Origin of the sequence: Suttonella sp. R2A3, from assembly GCF_021513215.1 — a bacterium.
In the GTDB taxonomy this organism is placed as follows: domain Bacteria; phylum Pseudomonadota; class Gammaproteobacteria; order Cardiobacteriales; family Cardiobacteriaceae; genus JAHUUI01.
In genome coordinates this window covers 965,504-981,701 of the sequence record NZ_CP090975.1, presented here as the reverse complement: position 1 = coordinate 981,701, position 16,198 = coordinate 965,504, and the positions used below count along the sequence as shown (strand labels likewise).

The window sequence follows — 16,198 nt, the reverse complement described above, 5'->3', positions numbered from 1 at the left end:
ACAATGGCGTTAATCGTACATAAATATGGCGGTACTTCGATGGGCTCGGTTGAGCGTATTGAAAACGTTGCTGAGCGTTTGGTGAAAGCACGCAAAGCAGGTAATGATATTGTGGTGGTGGTTTCAGCGATGAGTGGCGAAACCAACCGCTTACTGGGTCTCGCTAAAGATATTAGCGAACGCCCAACCCCGCGTGAACTTGATGTGTTGCTCTCCAGTGGGGAGCAAGCCTCCATGTCATTGCTGGCGATGGCGCTTAATAAACGTGGCTATCCGGCGGTGTCTTATACCGGGACGCAGGTGGCGATTCATACTGATCGTGCTTATACCAAAGCACGCATTACCCACATTGACCATGAAAAGATTCGTAATGATTTATCTTTAGGGCGTGTGGTGGTGGTTGCGGGCTTCCAAGGTGTTGATCCTGATGGTAATATTACTACCCTTGGTCGGGGTGGCTCGGATACCACAGCAGTCGCTTTAGCGGCAGCATTAAAAGCCGATGAATGTCAGATTTACACCGATGTGGATGGGGTGTATACCACCGATCCACGCGTCGAGCGTCGAGCACGCAAGCTGGATCGGATTACCTTTGAAGAAATGCTGGAAATGGCGAGTTTAGGCTCTAAAGTTTTGCAAATTCGTGCGGTAGAATTTGCCGGTAAATATCAAGTCCCCCTGAGGGTACTGTCTTCTTTTGAAGAAGGCGAGGGAACACTAATTAGTTTAGAAGAGGAGAATGCAGTGGAATCAGCGATTGTGCGTGGTATTGCTTTTAGCCGCGACGAGGCACAAATCAATGTGGTTGATGTGCCAGATGAGCCGGGCATTGCGTATAAAATTTTAGGGCCAGTTGGTGATGCAAATATTAACGTCGATATGATCATTCAAAATATCGGCGAGCGTGGTAAGACCGACTTTACCTTCACCGTCCCGCGTGCGGATTATGACGCCACGGTAGAGGTGCTCCAAGAACATCTTTCTGATGTCGAAGGGGTAAAGATCGAAGGATCGAATATTGCGAAAGTATCGGTGGTTGGCGTGGGTATGCGCTCACATACTGCTGTCGCGAGCACAATGTTCGCAGCGCTTGCTAAGGAAGGAGTCAATATTCGCATGATCAGTACCTCGGAGATTAAAATCTCTGTGGGGATTGATGGAAAATATTTAGAGCTTGCAGTTCGCGCGCTGCACAGCGCATTTAAACTGGATGAACCACCGGTTGAAGAAAGCAGTTTTGCATAACAAAGGATCGAATAATAAATTGAGTTTTATAACGCAAGGCGTATAATCGCACGCCTTTTCGAAAAATAATATTGCCAGAAGGTAGGAGAAATAGGGAACATGTTAATACTCACTCGACGTATTGGCGAATCAATCATCATCGAAGATGATATTAAGGTGACTGTTATAGCCGTTAAAGGGAATCAGATTCGCTTAGGCATTACAGCACCAGAAGAAGTTAGCGTTCACCGGGAAGAAGTATATAAACGCTTACAGGAAGAAGAGAAAAACAAATAATTGTCGTAAAGTAAGGGACTTATTTGTTTTTTTTATCCTGCTACTTTACCTTGAGCATTATCTTGCGTAATATACGCCCCTTCATACGGAGAGGTGGCCGAGTGGCTGAAGGCGCTCCCCTGCTAAGGGAGTATAGGGTTTATAGCCCTATCGAGGGTTCGAATCCCTCTCTCTCCGCCAGATTTAAAAACCACCGCAAGGTGGTTTTTTTTGGTTTATCACCTAAAAAGCCCATTTCTTAAGCTAAGTCTTTTTAACCCAATAATAAAAAAACCCGCCGAAGCGGGTTTTTTTAGGCTGCGTGGTTTTATACCAAACGATGCAGGAAGTACATATGTTTGTGGTATTGGTTCAAGACGTCGTTAATTATGCCGTCTTCGCTCCAACCCATAATGTCATAGTCTTGCCCACCTTCGTTGAGGTGTATCTCTGCCCGCGCGTAGTTATGACCAACAAGTTCGTCGTCTAAGCCAGGCGCGGTCAGCTCAGCAAGTTTAACCTCATAAACGAAGTCATGTGCTTCGCCATGAACGACATGCAGGCGAATATTATCGTTACTGAGCTCTTCGACATTGGCTTCAAGCTGTGTACTCTCGCGAATCTCATCACGTACAGAATGCAGTGCAGACAGGGCAGTGTCACCAATAAATTGAGCGACTTTTTCCTTACTTGGAAAGTCCATAATATTGTGTAAGCGATTTTGCCAACCTTTAGCCGAGCTCCCTTGCGGCATATGGTTATCAAAGCGCAGGGCGTCTTGCTTGTGTAAGTCCACTCTCAGAACCTTGATCAACCCATACATCGATAATAGTAAGATGATGGTGAACGGCAGGGCGCTGGCAATAGCCATCGTTTGTAAAGCACTAAGGCCTCCGGCAGTCTGTAGTAAGACAATCGCGACAACCCCTTCACTAAATGCCCAGAATATACGCATCCAGACCGGATTGTTGTCTGAGCCGTTACACGCCAGGATATCGATCACTAATGAACCAGAGTCTGATGAGGTGACAAAGAATACGACCACCATAATCATCGCTAGAATGGTTGTGACGCTGGATAATGGGAAAGACTCTAAGAACGAAAACAGCGCGATAGAAACATCGTTTGACACCATATCAGCAAGTGCCTGGTTGCCTTGTTCGGTGATCATTTCAATCGCAGAGTTGCCAAATACGGTCATCCAGACTAAGGTAAAGCCGGTTGGGATTAACAGGACACCAGTGATGAATTCACGAATGGTGCGTCCGCGCGATACGCGGGCGATAAACATCCCGACAAATGGTGACCACGCAATCCACCAACCCCAATAGAACAATGTCCAACCACCAATGCTCCAATCGGTTTTGTTATAGGCATAGAGGTTGAACGTTTTTTGCACAATACCCGACATATAATCACCAAGGTTCTGGGTCAGCGCTTGGAATAAATAAACCGTAGGGCCAGCAATCAAGACAAAGATCATCAAGAGTCCAGCCATACCCAGGTTAATTTCAGAAAGGATTTTGATCCCTTTATCCAAACCGCTTACTACTGAGATCGTGGCGAACAAGGTGATGGCAATAATTAAGATCGCCTGAGTATTTTCGTTAATCGGAATCGCCGGGAAAATGTGGTGTAGACCGGCATTCACCTGTGAAACGCCAAGACCTAGAGAAGTGGCTACCCCAAAAAGCGTACCGATAATCGCGAAGATATCAACGAAATCCCCAATACGGCCATAGATACGGTCGCCAATTAGTGGATAAAGCGCAGAACGCAAACTTAGCGGTAGCCCGTGACGATAAGAAAATACGGCTAAGATTAGAGCGACAATCGCATAAATAGACCATGCATGTAAGCCCCAGTGGAAAAAGGTGATGTTCATCGCTTCACGAGCAGCCGCTAGAGTACCTGGTTCGGCGGTTGGTGGGGTCAGCATGTGCATCACAGGCTCGGCAACACCATAAAACATCAGGCCAATCCCCATACCGGCTGAAAACAGCATCGCAAACCAGGTCATGCGGCTGTAATCCGGGGTGGCATGGTCCGGACCGAGTTTGATATCCCCAAAACGCGAAAAGCCTAAATAAACAATGGTGATCAGGATAATCGCGACGGATAAGATGTAAAACCACCCACCAAAATCAATAATATGGCTTTGAATGTTACCAAAAAGGGTGCCAGCAGCTTCAGGCTGGAAAAAGGCGTATAGGGTGATCCCAAGGATGATAAATGCAGAGCCAATAAATACAACCGGATTGAACCCCGGCTTATATTGGGCTTTAAGTTGATTCATAAATGAAGATTCCTATTTTTTAATAAATGGCGGGCAACCTTAACAAATATTCAATAATAGGTGCAAGCGATAGTCTCAAAAGAGACAGCCATTTTTTTACAAAAAATGCTTTATTATGAAAATACTATACATTCAAGTGCTGTTGCAGCACTGGTTGATAAGTGCGAATAAGCGGTTAAATAGAGCTGGGAATAAAAAGAATCGGCATATCTTCGCTGGTTATTGACGCGATAGTATGCGCATCAATCATCTCATCAAGTATGCTGACGCATTTGCCACAGGCGGTACCAGCGCCTAATTGATTCATTAATGCCACACGGTTATTCGCCCCATCAGCAATACTTTTGGTGATGGTTTTATCGTTGATTTTGTGGCAGATACAAATATACATGATGCCAAATAATAAGGATTTACATTTACGGTTTAATGTAGCGTAAATGTCTGCCGTTAGCAAGTCAGTTTGCAGGTGGTTGATAAGAAACTTAGTAAGGCGTGAATTAATTACGGTTGCGGATTGTGCTGGGTGGGTGCATGTGAAACAATACCGCTATGGATAATAATCAAGTAGAAGAAAATATTTTTGACGCTTTTGGCTACCGTTTTAACGTCGGTATTATCATTGTCAATGAGCACGGGCAAGCGCTTTGGGGCAAACGTCGTGGGCAAAATGCCTGGCAGTTCCCTCAAGGTGGGGTAAATGCTGGTGAGTCAAGTGAACAGGCAATGTTGCGTGAATTGTTTGAAGAAACCGGCTTGTCTGCCGAGCAAGTGACTCTGCTCGCGAGCACCAAAACTTGGTTGAAATACCGTTTGCCGTCGCGTTTTCGCCGCCGTCGTCGTCAGGGGATGGTGCAATGCATTGGGCAAAAACAAAAATGGTATTTGTTGCAGTTGGTCTGCGGTGAACACGACATCAATTTAAGCGCTTGTACGACCCCGGAGTTTGATGATTGGTGTTGGATTGATTACTGGAGCTCAGCCAGGCAAGTGGTGAACTTTAAACGTAAAGTTTATCAACAAGCCTTAGACGAGCTCGCTGAACATGTACCCAATCTCGCGCCACGACCCGCAGCAGAAAAATCGACGCATAAACGCCGTAAGAGCCATTACCTTCGTAAGGCATCGCACCGCAATAAGCACGACAACTAAGCCGATTTAGGCCATCAATCTGCGACACGCTTAAAGAAAAGAATAATAAATCAAACACAAGTCGTTTTTGTGTTAAAACGCACCCTCTGACACCTTGCAATCCTGCTATTAATAAAAGACAATATAAAAATTACATCTAAAAAGATATAGCTCTAAAGATGTAATATTTGGTTGCTTGGTGCAACAAAACTCAATGAATAATGAAATGGAGGGTCTGGTGTACAGAGATTCTATTAATTTTGCTAAGCGGGAGCTGGCGGTTAGGGCAATTTCCATCACCATGGGTTTTGTCTTTTTTATTGCGGGTTGGCGTCGTTTTTATAATATGCCGGCCAAACATGATATCGAGAGTGCCGCGCACTTAGCGAACAAATTGGTTGCAGCTGCACCAGGTTCACCCATTGAGGGGATTATCCACTGGATTATGTACCAACCCTCGCTACTGTCTTTATCAACTTATCTCTTTTCAACGGCTGAGCTTGTGGTGGGTTTATGCTTAATGATTGGTTTGTTTACTCGTTTAGCAGCAATCGGCTCGATGGGCTTACAAATCGTGCTGATGGTCATCTTTGGCTGGATGGGTTATGAGTGTTTGGATGAATGGACGATGGCAGCAACCGGTTTTGCCATTTCCGTAGCCATTTTCTTAATCGGCAGCGGCAGCTATTCACTCGATTCATTGATGGATAAAGACATCCTCGCACGTTGGGCAACGCCTAAAGTAAGCGGTGTTCTGGTTGTGTTAGCAACGGTGATTACGATTGGTTTTTACAGCTTCTATTTCGGGATTTTCCATTTCGAGAAAAGAACCAGTACCCACAACTACAGTATCGTTGCTGAGGTTGTCGAAGGGCAAAGCGATGTGCGCACGCTTTATGTCAAAGCTGGTGGTTCTTCTACCGCAAGCTACGTTAAAGGTATTACCTTTACGTTGCCTGATGGCAGCATTGTTGAGCAGTCACCAGAAGAGATTGAAGTGGTGAGACAGCATTTCCTGCCTTGGTCAAAATCTGGCAAAGTGGTTGATGGGGTGTTGAAGCTTCGTTTGGGTTCGAAAACCGATATTCGAATCCCAGCTGGGGCAACTTCTGCAGTGATTGATCTTATCGATAACAAAGACCAGGAATTAACGTTCACTGAATAAGCTGAGCATTATTAGCAAGCATAGATAAAGCGACGCTAAATAGACCGCCTCTTGTGAACTCAAGCAACAAGAGGCGTTTTTTTTGTGGCGATGTAATAGATGAGGGATTAGCCGGTGTTGCGCAGACCAGCAGCAAGTGCATTAATCGAGCGGATCAGCGGATCATTAATCGCGGCTTCTTCATCAGCTTGATTGTGCGCTTGCGCGTCGCGAGAGCGCCCGAGTAATTCAATTTGAATCAGGTTAATTGGATCAAGGTAGGCGTCTCGCCAATGTAGTGATTGGGCGAGTGCAGGCTGGTGCGAGAGCAGGCTGTCTTGCTCGAGCAAGGTGTTGAGTCCTAGCAGGGTACGCGCGTGTTCGGTTTCAATAGCCCCCATCACTTTTCCCCGCAGGTTCTCATCCTTACACAATTCGCTGTAATCACGCGCGGTGGCGAGCTGGGTTTTGGTAAACGCCATTTCGATATTGCTGATAAAAGCGGCAAAAAATGGCCATTGCTCGCGCATTTCAAACAGTAGCGCCTGATCTTCTTCTTTAACACTGGTCAGCGCGCTACCTACGCCATACCAAGCGGTCATCATAAAGCGCGCCAGCGACCAACCAAAGACCCAGGGAATCGCACGAATGGTTTGTTTGGTGGGGTTGCCTTTTTTACGGTGCGCTGGGCGTGAACCAATATTGAGCAAACTGATTTCTTTAACCGGCGTGGCTTGGGCAAAAAAGTCATAAAACCCTTCGCAGTGATCGGTGAGCTCGCGATAGCGTTGCTCCCCAGTCTCAGCAAGCTGGGCCATCATCGTTTCATAGGCGGCTAAATTTGGTGGGTTTTGCGTAAATTGGGTGGCGCTGGCCTTCAGGGCGCCAGTAATACCCATGGTTAGTTCAAATACAGCCGTATCTGAGTTGGCGTATTTAGCATAAAGCACCTCACCCTGCTCGGTAAATTTGATTTCGCCTTGCAGGGTGCCCGGAGGTTGTGCCGCGATTGCTTGGTGGGTTGAACCACCACCTCGGCTGACTGAGCCGCCACGACCGTGGAATAAGCGGGTGTGTAAGCCAAACTGCTTAGCAATCTGGGTGATGTTCTGTTGTGCACGGTAGAGCTGCCAGGTTGAGGTGAGGATGCCGCCATCTTTCGATGAATCTGAATAGCCGAGCATGATTTCTTGAATATTGGCGGCATTTTCTAGTAATGAACGATAATAGCTATGCTCAAATAAGCGAGGCAAAATATGGTCAATATTTTTTAAATCTTCAATGGTTTCAAATAATGGTGCGATCGGCAGTGCGGCAAAAGGGTTACCTTCAGCGTCGTTACCGGATAGTCCGGCAAAACGCATCAGAAAGAGCACTTCCAGAATATGGCTCGCGCGGTTGGTCATCGAAATGATGTAGCTGCCAAAGGTATCTTTACCCACCAATTGGCGTAAGTCGGCAATCGTACGCATAAGTTGCAACTGTTCTTGGGTGCTTTCAGAAAGTTCATTGCTGTAGATCAGCGGTGCACCCGATTGTTCGATCAGTTTACTAAGCTCGCGCATGCGCCCTTGTTCATCGAGTGCATCATAGTCCGGTAAATTTGGGCAATGGGCAAAGATATCGGCAATAACTGCGCTGTGGTGTGCGGATTCCTGGCGGATGTCTAACGCCGCGAGATGGAAACCACAGGTTTTAGCGAGTCGCAACAGGTCGAGGATATCGCCATCGGCTTGAGTGCTGTCGTGCTTGGCTAGGGCCTGACGGATGAGGCGTAGATCATTGAGAAAATGCTCAGGGTCGCGGTAAGCAAAACGCTCGGACTGACGGTTTGTACCGCCACTGAGAATAAAATGCAGGGTGTGATCGATTTTGCTGCGCATTAATTCGAGTAGACGTCGATACGGTTCGTTTTGATAATCATCCGGGTTATAGGTAAAAACCTCTGCATCTAGCTCGCGTTCTTGTTTAATGCGGGCGGTAATTGCTGGGTCTATGCAGACAATGGTGTCGCTATAGACTAGGCTCTGGCGTAATTTCTTCAGGCGTTTTTTATAATGAGTGAGAATCGTGCGTGCATGCATGTGCACGGCTTGTATGGTCGTTTCGTGGGTGACAAACGGATTGCCGTCACGGTCACCACCAATCCATGAACCAAAGCGTAAAAAAGCCGGAACGCCTTCACCGCTTAGCTCAGGGTAGGCCATGTCGCGAGCCCGTTGGAAATTGCGATAAATTTGCGGAATTGCGCGAAATAAACTCGATTTAAAATAATGCAGTCCGTTATTAATTTCATCGTAGACCAATGGTTTGCGCGTACGCACTTCATCCGATGACCACAGCATGTCGATAGCTGTGCTGATGTCTTCAAGGATCGCTTGGCGTGTCGGGCTGTCATTGGGATGACGATCGAGGCGCTCAAGCTGGCGATACACTTTTTGCAACAGGTTCATGGTGGTGCGTCGTCGCGCCTCAGTTGGGTGAGCGGTAAATACAGGGATAAAGCGTAATTGCTCAATCAAACTGCGTACTTGCTTGGCGCTGATATTGCTTTCTTTACATTGCAAAAAGGTTTTGCGGAACGACCCTTCCCAATAGGTGTCTTGTTGCTCGCGGTGTACCTCGCGCTCTTGACGTTGTCGGTCTTCATCAGCGAGGTTGGCGAGCGAAAAATACAGACTAAATCCGCGAATAATATCGCGTAGCATGCGGTTATCTAAACTGGCGATCAGCTCGATTAACTCTCGACGCTGGCTCTCATCAGGGTTGGTGCGCTCGACAATGAATCCTTTGCGTAAGGTTTCAATCGTCTCTAAGGTATGTTCTCCTTCCTGGCGACTGATGGCGTGGCCTAACATTGCGCCTAATAAGCGAATACGTTCGCGCAGGTCGTCATAGCTGGTGGTCATCGCGGCTCCCTATAGCAAAGTTTGCTAAATCATAGCACGTGTATGATTTTTGCTGCGCAAAATTGCCCGCTGCTAATGAGGGTAGGCGGTAATTCTGTTAAAATGACGCGGTTCTTAACCACCGTATTGGAAATTATAATGAGTAAATCATTCAAGGAAGAAGCGCTACGCTTTCACCGCTATCCCACCGCAGGTAAGATTTCAGTCGTACCTACTAAAACACTTGATAACCAACGGGATTTGTCGTTGGCCTACTCGCCTGGTGTGGCGTATGCCTGCGAGGCGATTGTTGATGACCCTCTGCAAGCGGATTATCTAACCTCTCGTGGTAACTTGGTCGCGGTGATCTCGAATGGTACTGCAGTGCTCGGTTTGGGTAATATCGGTGCCTTAGCCGGCAAACCGGTTATGGAAGGCAAGGGCGTGTTGTTCAAAAAATTTGCCGGGATTGATGTATTTGATATCGAGATTAACGAAACCGATGCGGATAAATTTATTGAAACCGTTGCCTCACTAGAGCCTACTTTTGGTGGGATTAACCTTGAGGATATTAAAGCACCAGAATGTTTTGAGATTGAACGCCGACTGCGCGAACGGATGAACATTCCGGTGTTTCATGATGACCAACACGGCACAGCGATTATTGCGGCCGCTGCGTTGATCAATGCCTTGCGTATCCAGAAGAAAAATATAGAGGAAGTGCGCGTGGTGGCTTCAGGTGCTGGTGCTGCCGGGATGGCCTGCTTGGATATGTTTATCGAGATGGGTGTTGCCCGTGAGCATATTATCGTTTGTGATTCAAAAGGCCCAATTTATGAAGGGCGCGAAGGTCGCTTGGATGGACGTAAAGCCGAGTTTGTTGCGCAAACCGATGCACGTTCGTTGGCTGATGCCATGGTGGGCGCGGATGTCTTTTTAGGGGTGTCACAAGCCGGCGTACTCAGTGGCGATATGGTGCGCTCAATGGCTGAGAAACCTTTGATTTTGGCGCTGGCTAACCCAAACCCGGAAATTATGCCGGATGAAGTGCATGCGGTGCGTGACGATGCGATTGTGGCAACCGGGCGTTCGGATTTTCCGAACCAGGTCAATAACGTGTTGTGTTTCCCATATCTATTCCGTGGTGCGCTGGATGTTGGAGCGAGTGAAATTAATGAAGCGATGAAAATCGCTGCGGTTTATGCCTTGGCGGACCTTGCGAAATCGCCGGCCGGTGAAGAAGTTATTGCTGCTTATGGTGGCCAGCGTTTGGTTTATGGCAAGGAATATGTCATTCCTAAACCATTTGATCCGCGTTTGATTGCGACCTTACCCGTTGCCGTTGCTAAAGCGGCGATGGAAAGCGGTGTGGCGAAGCGCCCAATCGAGGATTTATCGGCGTATGCTGATCGCTTGGCGGTATTGTTTAACCGTAGCGGGTTTGTCATGAAGCCGATCATCGATCAGGCGAAAGCCAATCCACTGAAAGTGGTATTTGCTGAAGGTGAGGAATTACGCGTGTTGCGCGCGGTCTTCGCCTGTGTGCAAGAAGGGATTTGTAAACCGATTGTGATTGGCCGCCGTGAGACGATCAAAAAGCGTTTGACAGAAAACAATATGATGCTTGATTTTGATAACGATATTGAGCTGATTGAGCCGATGAATAACCCGTATTACGAGGCGTGCTGGAAAGGCTATCACAAGCTGCGTGGTCGTGATGGGGTGAGCTCTTATGCCGCGCGGATTCATTTAAATACGCGCCCAACCGTGCTCGCCGCGATGCTGGTTAAGCTCGGTTATGCGGATACGATGATTTGTGGTTCAACTGGACGTTTTGATCGTCATTTGCGCCGCGTTAACGGCATTTTTGGTACCATTGAAGGTATGAACGAACCAGCAGCGATGGAGATGATGGTGACCAGTAAGGGAACGATCTTTATCACTGATACCCACGTACATAAGCAACCTAACGCCCAAGACATTAAAGAAATCACCTTGCAGGCCTCAGAAACCGTTGAACGCTTAGGGATTACCCCGCGTGTGGCGCTGGTTTCGCATTCTAATTTTGGTTCGAGTAACGATCCGAGCGCGCGTGTGATGCGTGATGCATTGCCACTCATTCGTGAAGCAGCGCCAGATTTAGAGGTGGAAGGCGAAATGCACGCCGATACCGCACTCGCTGAAGAAGTGCGTAATGTGTTGTTGCCACCAGATGGGGTGAAAGGAACAGCGAATGTATTGGTGATGCCAACCATCGAAGCAGCTAATATCAGTTACAACCTGATGAAAGTGGTTTCTGATGGGAGTGTGATTGGGCCGATTATGATGGGGCTACGTCGTCCGGTGGAAATTCTCACGATCAGTGCGACCACCCGACGCATCATCAACATGGCTGCGATCGCGGTGGTGGAAACCCAGCATTATTACGCGCGTGTCAAAGAACACATTCAAGAAGGTGACCTTGATTAATGAGTGAACTCGCATTAACCCGATTAGCGGACTACCAACCACCAGACTTTACCACTCTATCGCATGTCTTGCGGGTGGTACTTGATGATGGTGAAGCGGAAATCCATCACCAACAGCGCTTTGTCCGTCAAGGCGCTAGCAATGCTGCATTGGTACTCGATGGTGAAGCGCTCACGGTGCAATCTTTAGCGATCGATGGCGTGGCGCTGGAAAGTACTGCTTGGCAGTATGATGGTAAGCAACTCATCATTACCGATGTACCGGATGCATTTGCGCTCAAGAGCGTGGTGCACGTTGACGCCGATGGTAATAAAGAGCTCTCGGGTTTGTACCGTTCGAACGGGATTTATTGTACACAGTGCGAGGCACAAGGCTTTCGTCGTATTTCCTTCGCGCTTGATCGCCCGGATGTATTGGCAACCTATGACGTGCGCATTGAGGCTGATCAAGCACGTTGTCCGGTGCTGTTGTCAAATGGCGATCTCATTGACCAAGGGATGCTGGATAACGGCCGCCATTATGCGCACTGGCATGATCCACACCCAAAGCCGAGTTATTTATTCGCTGTGGTGGCTGGTGATTTGGCCGAAGCGCAGCGTAGTGTGACGACCCCTCACGGTAATGAATTGGATTTGTGCATCTATACCGAAGCGGCGTTTATTGAGCAAACCGACTTTGCGATGGATTCGCTGGTTCATGCGATTGAGTGGGATGAAACGCGCTTTGATCTTGATTATGATTTAACGCGCTTTAATATCGTCGCGATCAGCGATTTCAATATGGGGGCGATGGAAAACAAAAGCCTCAATGTGTTTAATACCCGTTTTGTACTTGGCGATACCGCAACGGCAACCGACCAGGATTTTCAGGGTATTGAATCGGTAATTGGCCATGAATATTTCCATAATTGGACGGGTAATCGTATTACCTGTCGTGATTGGTTTCAGTTAAGCCTGAAAGAAGGGTTAACGGTATTTCGTGATCAAGAATTCTCAGCCGATCGTGGTGAGGCTGCGTTAGAGCGTATTGCCAATGTTAATATGCTGCGTCGCGTGCAATTTGCTGAAGATGCTGGCCCGTTAGCGCATCCTGTTCAGCCGCAAGCCTACGCGGCGATCGATAATTTCTACACCGCAACCGTCTATGAAAAAGGTGCGGAAATTATTCGCATGTATCATACGATTATTGGTGAAGAGGCTTTCCAGGCCGGTATGCGCCTGTATGTGCAGCGTCATGATGGACAGGCTGTACGCATTGAAGACTTTGCGGCGTGTATGAGCGAGGCGTCAGGTTTTCCGTTTGATGGGGATTTTTTCCGTTGGTACACCCATCAAGGCACCCCGCGTGTTGTGTTTTCTAGCCATTATGATGAAGCCTCGCGGTGCCTAACTTTACGCGCTGAGCAGCAGACTGAGAAGGTTAAACCGCAGGCGGCATTGGTAATCCCTGTCGTGTTCTCCTTGCTTAATAAAGCCGGTGAGGTGTATCGGTTTAGTGATGAGGCGGCCAGTGATTTATGGGTTTTAGAAGAGGCCGTAGAAGAGCGGGTGATTCATGATATCGATGGTGAGTGGTTGCCGGTTTGGTTGCATGGCTTTAGTGCGCCTATCTATTACGACTATGGTTATCAGCACGCTGATCTAGCGCATATTGTTGCCCATGCGGACGATGGGTTTGCGCGAGTTGAAGCGATGCAGACACTCTATCGTCGCTTATTTAATGCCGCTTATCAGCAAGATGAGGCGACCTATCAAACCCTCATTAGCGCAACCAGCGCTGTAATGGGTAATGCGCTTGCAAGCGATGCGCGTAGCGCGGGTGAAAAAGCGCTGTTACTCAGCATTCCAGCGACTGCATCGCTCATCAATGCGTTAGCCACCCCATGGGATATGGATGCGGTGCTTGGTGCGGAAATACGCCTGCGTCACGATTTAAGCTCAATGCTAGCTGAACAAGCCGACGCATACTTACAACAAGACGATACATCGACTGATAGCGCCTATAGTGCGGCCGATGCGCAGATTCGTCAGTTGCGTGCGGTGTTATTGGCGCATTTGGCTGAAGCTGATAGCGGGCAGTGGCGCGCACGCTTTACTGGCGCTTATGAACAGGCGCGTAATATGAGTGAACGCATGGCCGCTTTGCATGCGCTTAATGTTCGTCATGATGCGGCACGCGAGGCGGCTTTAGCAGATTTTGCTGAGCGCTTTGCCGATTATCCGTTAGTGCTGGATAAATACTACGCGTTACAGGCATCCGCTAAAGATGAAGGCGCTTTAGCGAGAATTAATGCACTGAGTGAGCGTGAAGGTTTTGTTATCAGCAACCCGAATCGGTTCCGCGCGCTAGTTGGCGCATTTGCGCAGAATTTAACCTTGTTCCACGCGCCAGACGGCAGTGGTTATCGCTTTGTGATCGGGCAAATTCGTCGCATTGTCACCCTGAACCCACAGCTTGCCGCGCGTATGCTCAATACTTTTGCGGTGGCGGCGCAGCTTGACAGTTCACGACAAGGTTTAATGACGGGTGAGCTTAACAGCTTGCTTGAGGTTGACGGGATTAGCACCGATGTGCGAGAAGTGATTGAGCGGATTTTGGGTGGATTGTAGATGAGTACATTGCGGCCACATTGGTTGCCTGGGCAGGCGGAATATCCCGACAGTGCAGCACGCGAGCTTATTGAGCGCGCGTATGATGTGGCGGCAACGCTTAATGGCGCGCTTGATGAGCATACACAATGGCTCATTGGTTCGCTCTATGATTTACGCAGTGATGCGACGTTGATTGCCGCTGGGTTGCTGGTCAGGCCATGGCGGGGGAAATTAATCGATGGGCAGCGTATTGACGACGAAGTTGATCCCAATGTCACTGGCCTGTTACGCGCCCTTGATGATTTGGCGCTCATTGACGCCTTACATGAGCAGGAAAATAACGATTTAGAACAACTGCGTAAAATGCTGTTGGCGATGGCCAGCGATATGCGTGCTGTGGTGTTAAAACTTGCCTTGCAGACTGTGGCGATGCGCCGCGCGAATGAATATTTGCCACTAGAACAACAACGACTGGCGCTACAAACCCGCGACTTATTCGCCCCACTTGCCAACCGACTTGGTATCGCACAGCTCAAATGGGAATTAGAAGACCGCGCGCTGCGTATTCTAGAGCCTGATATTTATCAAGAATTGGCGCGCTCATTAGAAGAGCGGCGTGTGGATCGCGAACGCTATATTACCCGCATTATTGCCGTGCTTGAGCAAAACATGCAGGAAGCTGGCGTGACGGTCAATAAGATCTATGGCCGAGTGAAGCATATCAATAGTATTTATCTGAAAATGAAGCGCAAAAATTTGCGCTTTGAGCAGGTCAATGATGTGCGTGCGGTGCGTGTGGAAGTGGAAAGCGAAGAAGATTGTTATCAAGTATTGAGTATCGTCAACGACTTATGGCAACCGATTCCTGAAGAATTTGATGATTATATCGCCCATCCTAAAGCCAACGGTTATCAATCGTTACACTGCTCATTAGTCGGCCCAGAAGGTCGGGTACTTGAGGTGCAAATCCGTACCACCAAAATGCACGATCATGCCGAGCTTGGTGTGGCTGCGCACTGGATTTATAAGGAAAAAGGAGCGCGCCATTCGCGCCAGTTTGAACAACAGATTGAATGGCTGCGCCGTATGCTCGATGGTAGTGGCGACCGTGCGCGTGGTGATGTGGTCTTCGATCAGTTCAAAAATGAAGCTTTTCGCGATCGTGTGTATGCGCTATCGCCACAAGGCAAAGTGATTGATTTGCCCGAAGGGGCAACCCCGCTGGATTTTGCCTACCATATCCATACCAATCTCGGCCATCGTTGCCGAGGAGCAAAACTCAACGGACAGATTGTTCCGCTGACAACCGCGATTAAAAACGGTGATACAGTAGAAATTCTTACCCAAAAAGCGCTAAACCCGAGCCGTGATTGGCTTAATGATCATCTGGGTTATTTACAAAGTGGGCGCGCTAAGGCCAAAGTACGCAGCTATTTCAAAAAGTTGGAAAAAGAAAGCAGTGTGCTCGCTGGTCAAGAGATGTTTGATCGTGAATGTCGGCGTTTGAGCTTGACCGCGATGCCTGAGGATATACAGCAATTGGCGCGGCATTTTAATGTGCATAGCGTCCAAGATTTATTTGCGCGGATTGGTTTTGGCGAGGTGGGGGTGCTCACGGTCGTTCACGAGCTTGCTGAACGTTTAGCACTTAAACAGCAACCGGAAAAACCAAGTTTAGGAGAGCGTTTAGCGCGTATTCCGCTCAAGGCCTCACGCAAACAAAAAAGCAGCAGTATTGAAGTGAGTGGGGTTGACGATTTAATGGTCAACTTTGCCAGTTGCTGCCAGCCGTTACCTCCGGTTGAGATTACCGGGTTCATTACCCAAGGGCGCGGGATTAATATCCATCGTAGCAGCTGTCAGAACTTACAGCATCTGACCAATGCGCATCCTGAGCGGATTATTGATGTGCATTGGCAAGAAGATGCCGGTGGGGTGTATTCGCTCGATTTGGCGGTTGAGGCATTCGACCGGCCGCATTTGTTGCGTGATATCAGCCAGATTCTAGCTAATGAGAAAGTGACGATTATTGACGTAGAGATGGAAGAAGATGGTCGTCAGCGCTTGAAAGGCACATTTACCCTGGAAATTGCCGATATGCGACAGCTATCACGGGTGATTGACCGCATTGCGCAAGTCAAAAATGTGAATAGTGTTCACCGAGTGAAGCGATAACGAGGGT

10 protein-coding genes and 1 tRNA gene are annotated in these 16,198 nt (G+C 48.2%); 8 read left to right on the top strand and 3 right to left on the bottom strand.

Annotation, left to right across the window (positions count from 1 at the left end; genetic code table 11):
• Window positions 1-3: 3 nt before the first annotated feature.
• The 3 genes from L0B52_RS04515 to L0B52_RS04505 all read left to right on the top strand — a co-directional run bounded on the left by L0B52_RS04515 (window position 4) and on the right by L0B52_RS04505 (window position 1,701).
• Window positions 4-1,245 carry an aspartate kinase gene (locus L0B52_RS04515; RefSeq protein ID WP_235065393.1) on the top strand — a complete coding sequence of 414 codons (1,242 nt, stop codon included), beginning with the start codon at window positions 4-6 and terminating at the stop codon, window positions 1,243-1,245.
• 99 nt (window positions 1,246-1,344) lie between these two features.
• Window positions 1,345-1,521, top strand: a complete 177-nt coding sequence (gene csrA / locus L0B52_RS04510; protein ID WP_235065391.1) for a carbon storage regulator CsrA — start codon at window positions 1,345-1,347, stop codon at window positions 1,519-1,521.
• An 87-nt stretch (window positions 1,522-1,608) separates the two neighbouring features.
• Window positions 1,609-1,701 (top strand) — tRNA-Ser (locus tag L0B52_RS04505).
• 127 nt (window positions 1,702-1,828) lie between these two features.
• Here the strand turns inward: L0B52_RS04505 and L0B52_RS04500 are convergent.
• A complete protein-coding gene (locus L0B52_RS04500; RefSeq protein ID WP_235065390.1) occupies window positions 1,829-3,796 on the bottom strand; it encodes a BCCT family transporter in 1,968 nt (655 codons plus the stop codon).
• A 175-nt stretch (window positions 3,797-3,971) separates the two neighbouring features.
• Complete coding sequence (locus L0B52_RS04495; protein ID WP_235065389.1) at window positions 3,972-4,187, bottom strand: bacterioferritin-associated ferredoxin; 216 nt, start codon at window positions 4,185-4,187, stop codon at window positions 3,972-3,974.
• 185 nt (window positions 4,188-4,372) lie between these two features.
• On the opposite strand from L0B52_RS04495, the gene L0B52_RS04490 reads away from it, so the two are divergent.
• A complete protein-coding gene (locus tag L0B52_RS04490) occupies window positions 4,373-4,945 on the top strand; it encodes an RNA pyrophosphohydrolase (RefSeq protein WP_235065436.1) in 573 nt (190 codons plus the stop codon).
• Between the two features lie 217 nt (window positions 4,946-5,162).
• Window positions 5,163-6,089, top strand: a complete 927-nt coding sequence (locus L0B52_RS04485) for a TQO small subunit DoxD (RefSeq protein ID WP_235065388.1) — start codon at window positions 5,163-5,165, stop codon at window positions 6,087-6,089.
• A 107-nt stretch (window positions 6,090-6,196) separates the two neighbouring features.
• Here the strand turns inward: L0B52_RS04485 and ppc are convergent, their stop codons facing one another.
• Entirely contained in the window at window positions 6,197-8,977 is a 2,781-nt protein-coding gene (gene ppc / locus L0B52_RS04480; RefSeq protein ID WP_235065387.1) for a phosphoenolpyruvate carboxylase, read from the bottom strand.
• Window positions 8,978-9,115: 138 nt separating this feature from the next.
• Here ppc and L0B52_RS04475 point away from each other — a divergent pair, with 138 nt between their 5' ends.
• Genes L0B52_RS04475 through L0B52_RS04465 form a run of 3 tightly spaced genes read left to right on the top strand, consistent with a single transcriptional unit; the run spans window position 9,116 to window position 16,191 of the window.
• Window positions 9,116-11,425, top strand: coding sequence for an NADP-dependent malic enzyme (locus L0B52_RS04475; RefSeq protein WP_235065386.1), 2,310 nt, complete (start codon window positions 9,116-9,118; stop codon window positions 11,423-11,425).
• Complete coding sequence (gene pepN, locus L0B52_RS04470; protein WP_235065385.1) at window positions 11,425-14,034, top strand: aminopeptidase N; 2,610 nt, start codon at window positions 11,425-11,427, stop codon at window positions 14,032-14,034. The genes L0B52_RS04475 and pepN overlap by 1 nt, the downstream gene beginning before the upstream one ends.
• Window positions 14,035-16,191, top strand: coding sequence for a bifunctional (p)ppGpp synthetase/guanosine-3',5'-bis(diphosphate) 3'-pyrophosphohydrolase (locus L0B52_RS04465; protein ID WP_235065384.1), 2,157 nt, complete (start codon window positions 14,035-14,037; stop codon window positions 16,189-16,191).
• Window positions 16,192-16,198 lie beyond the last annotated feature (7 nt).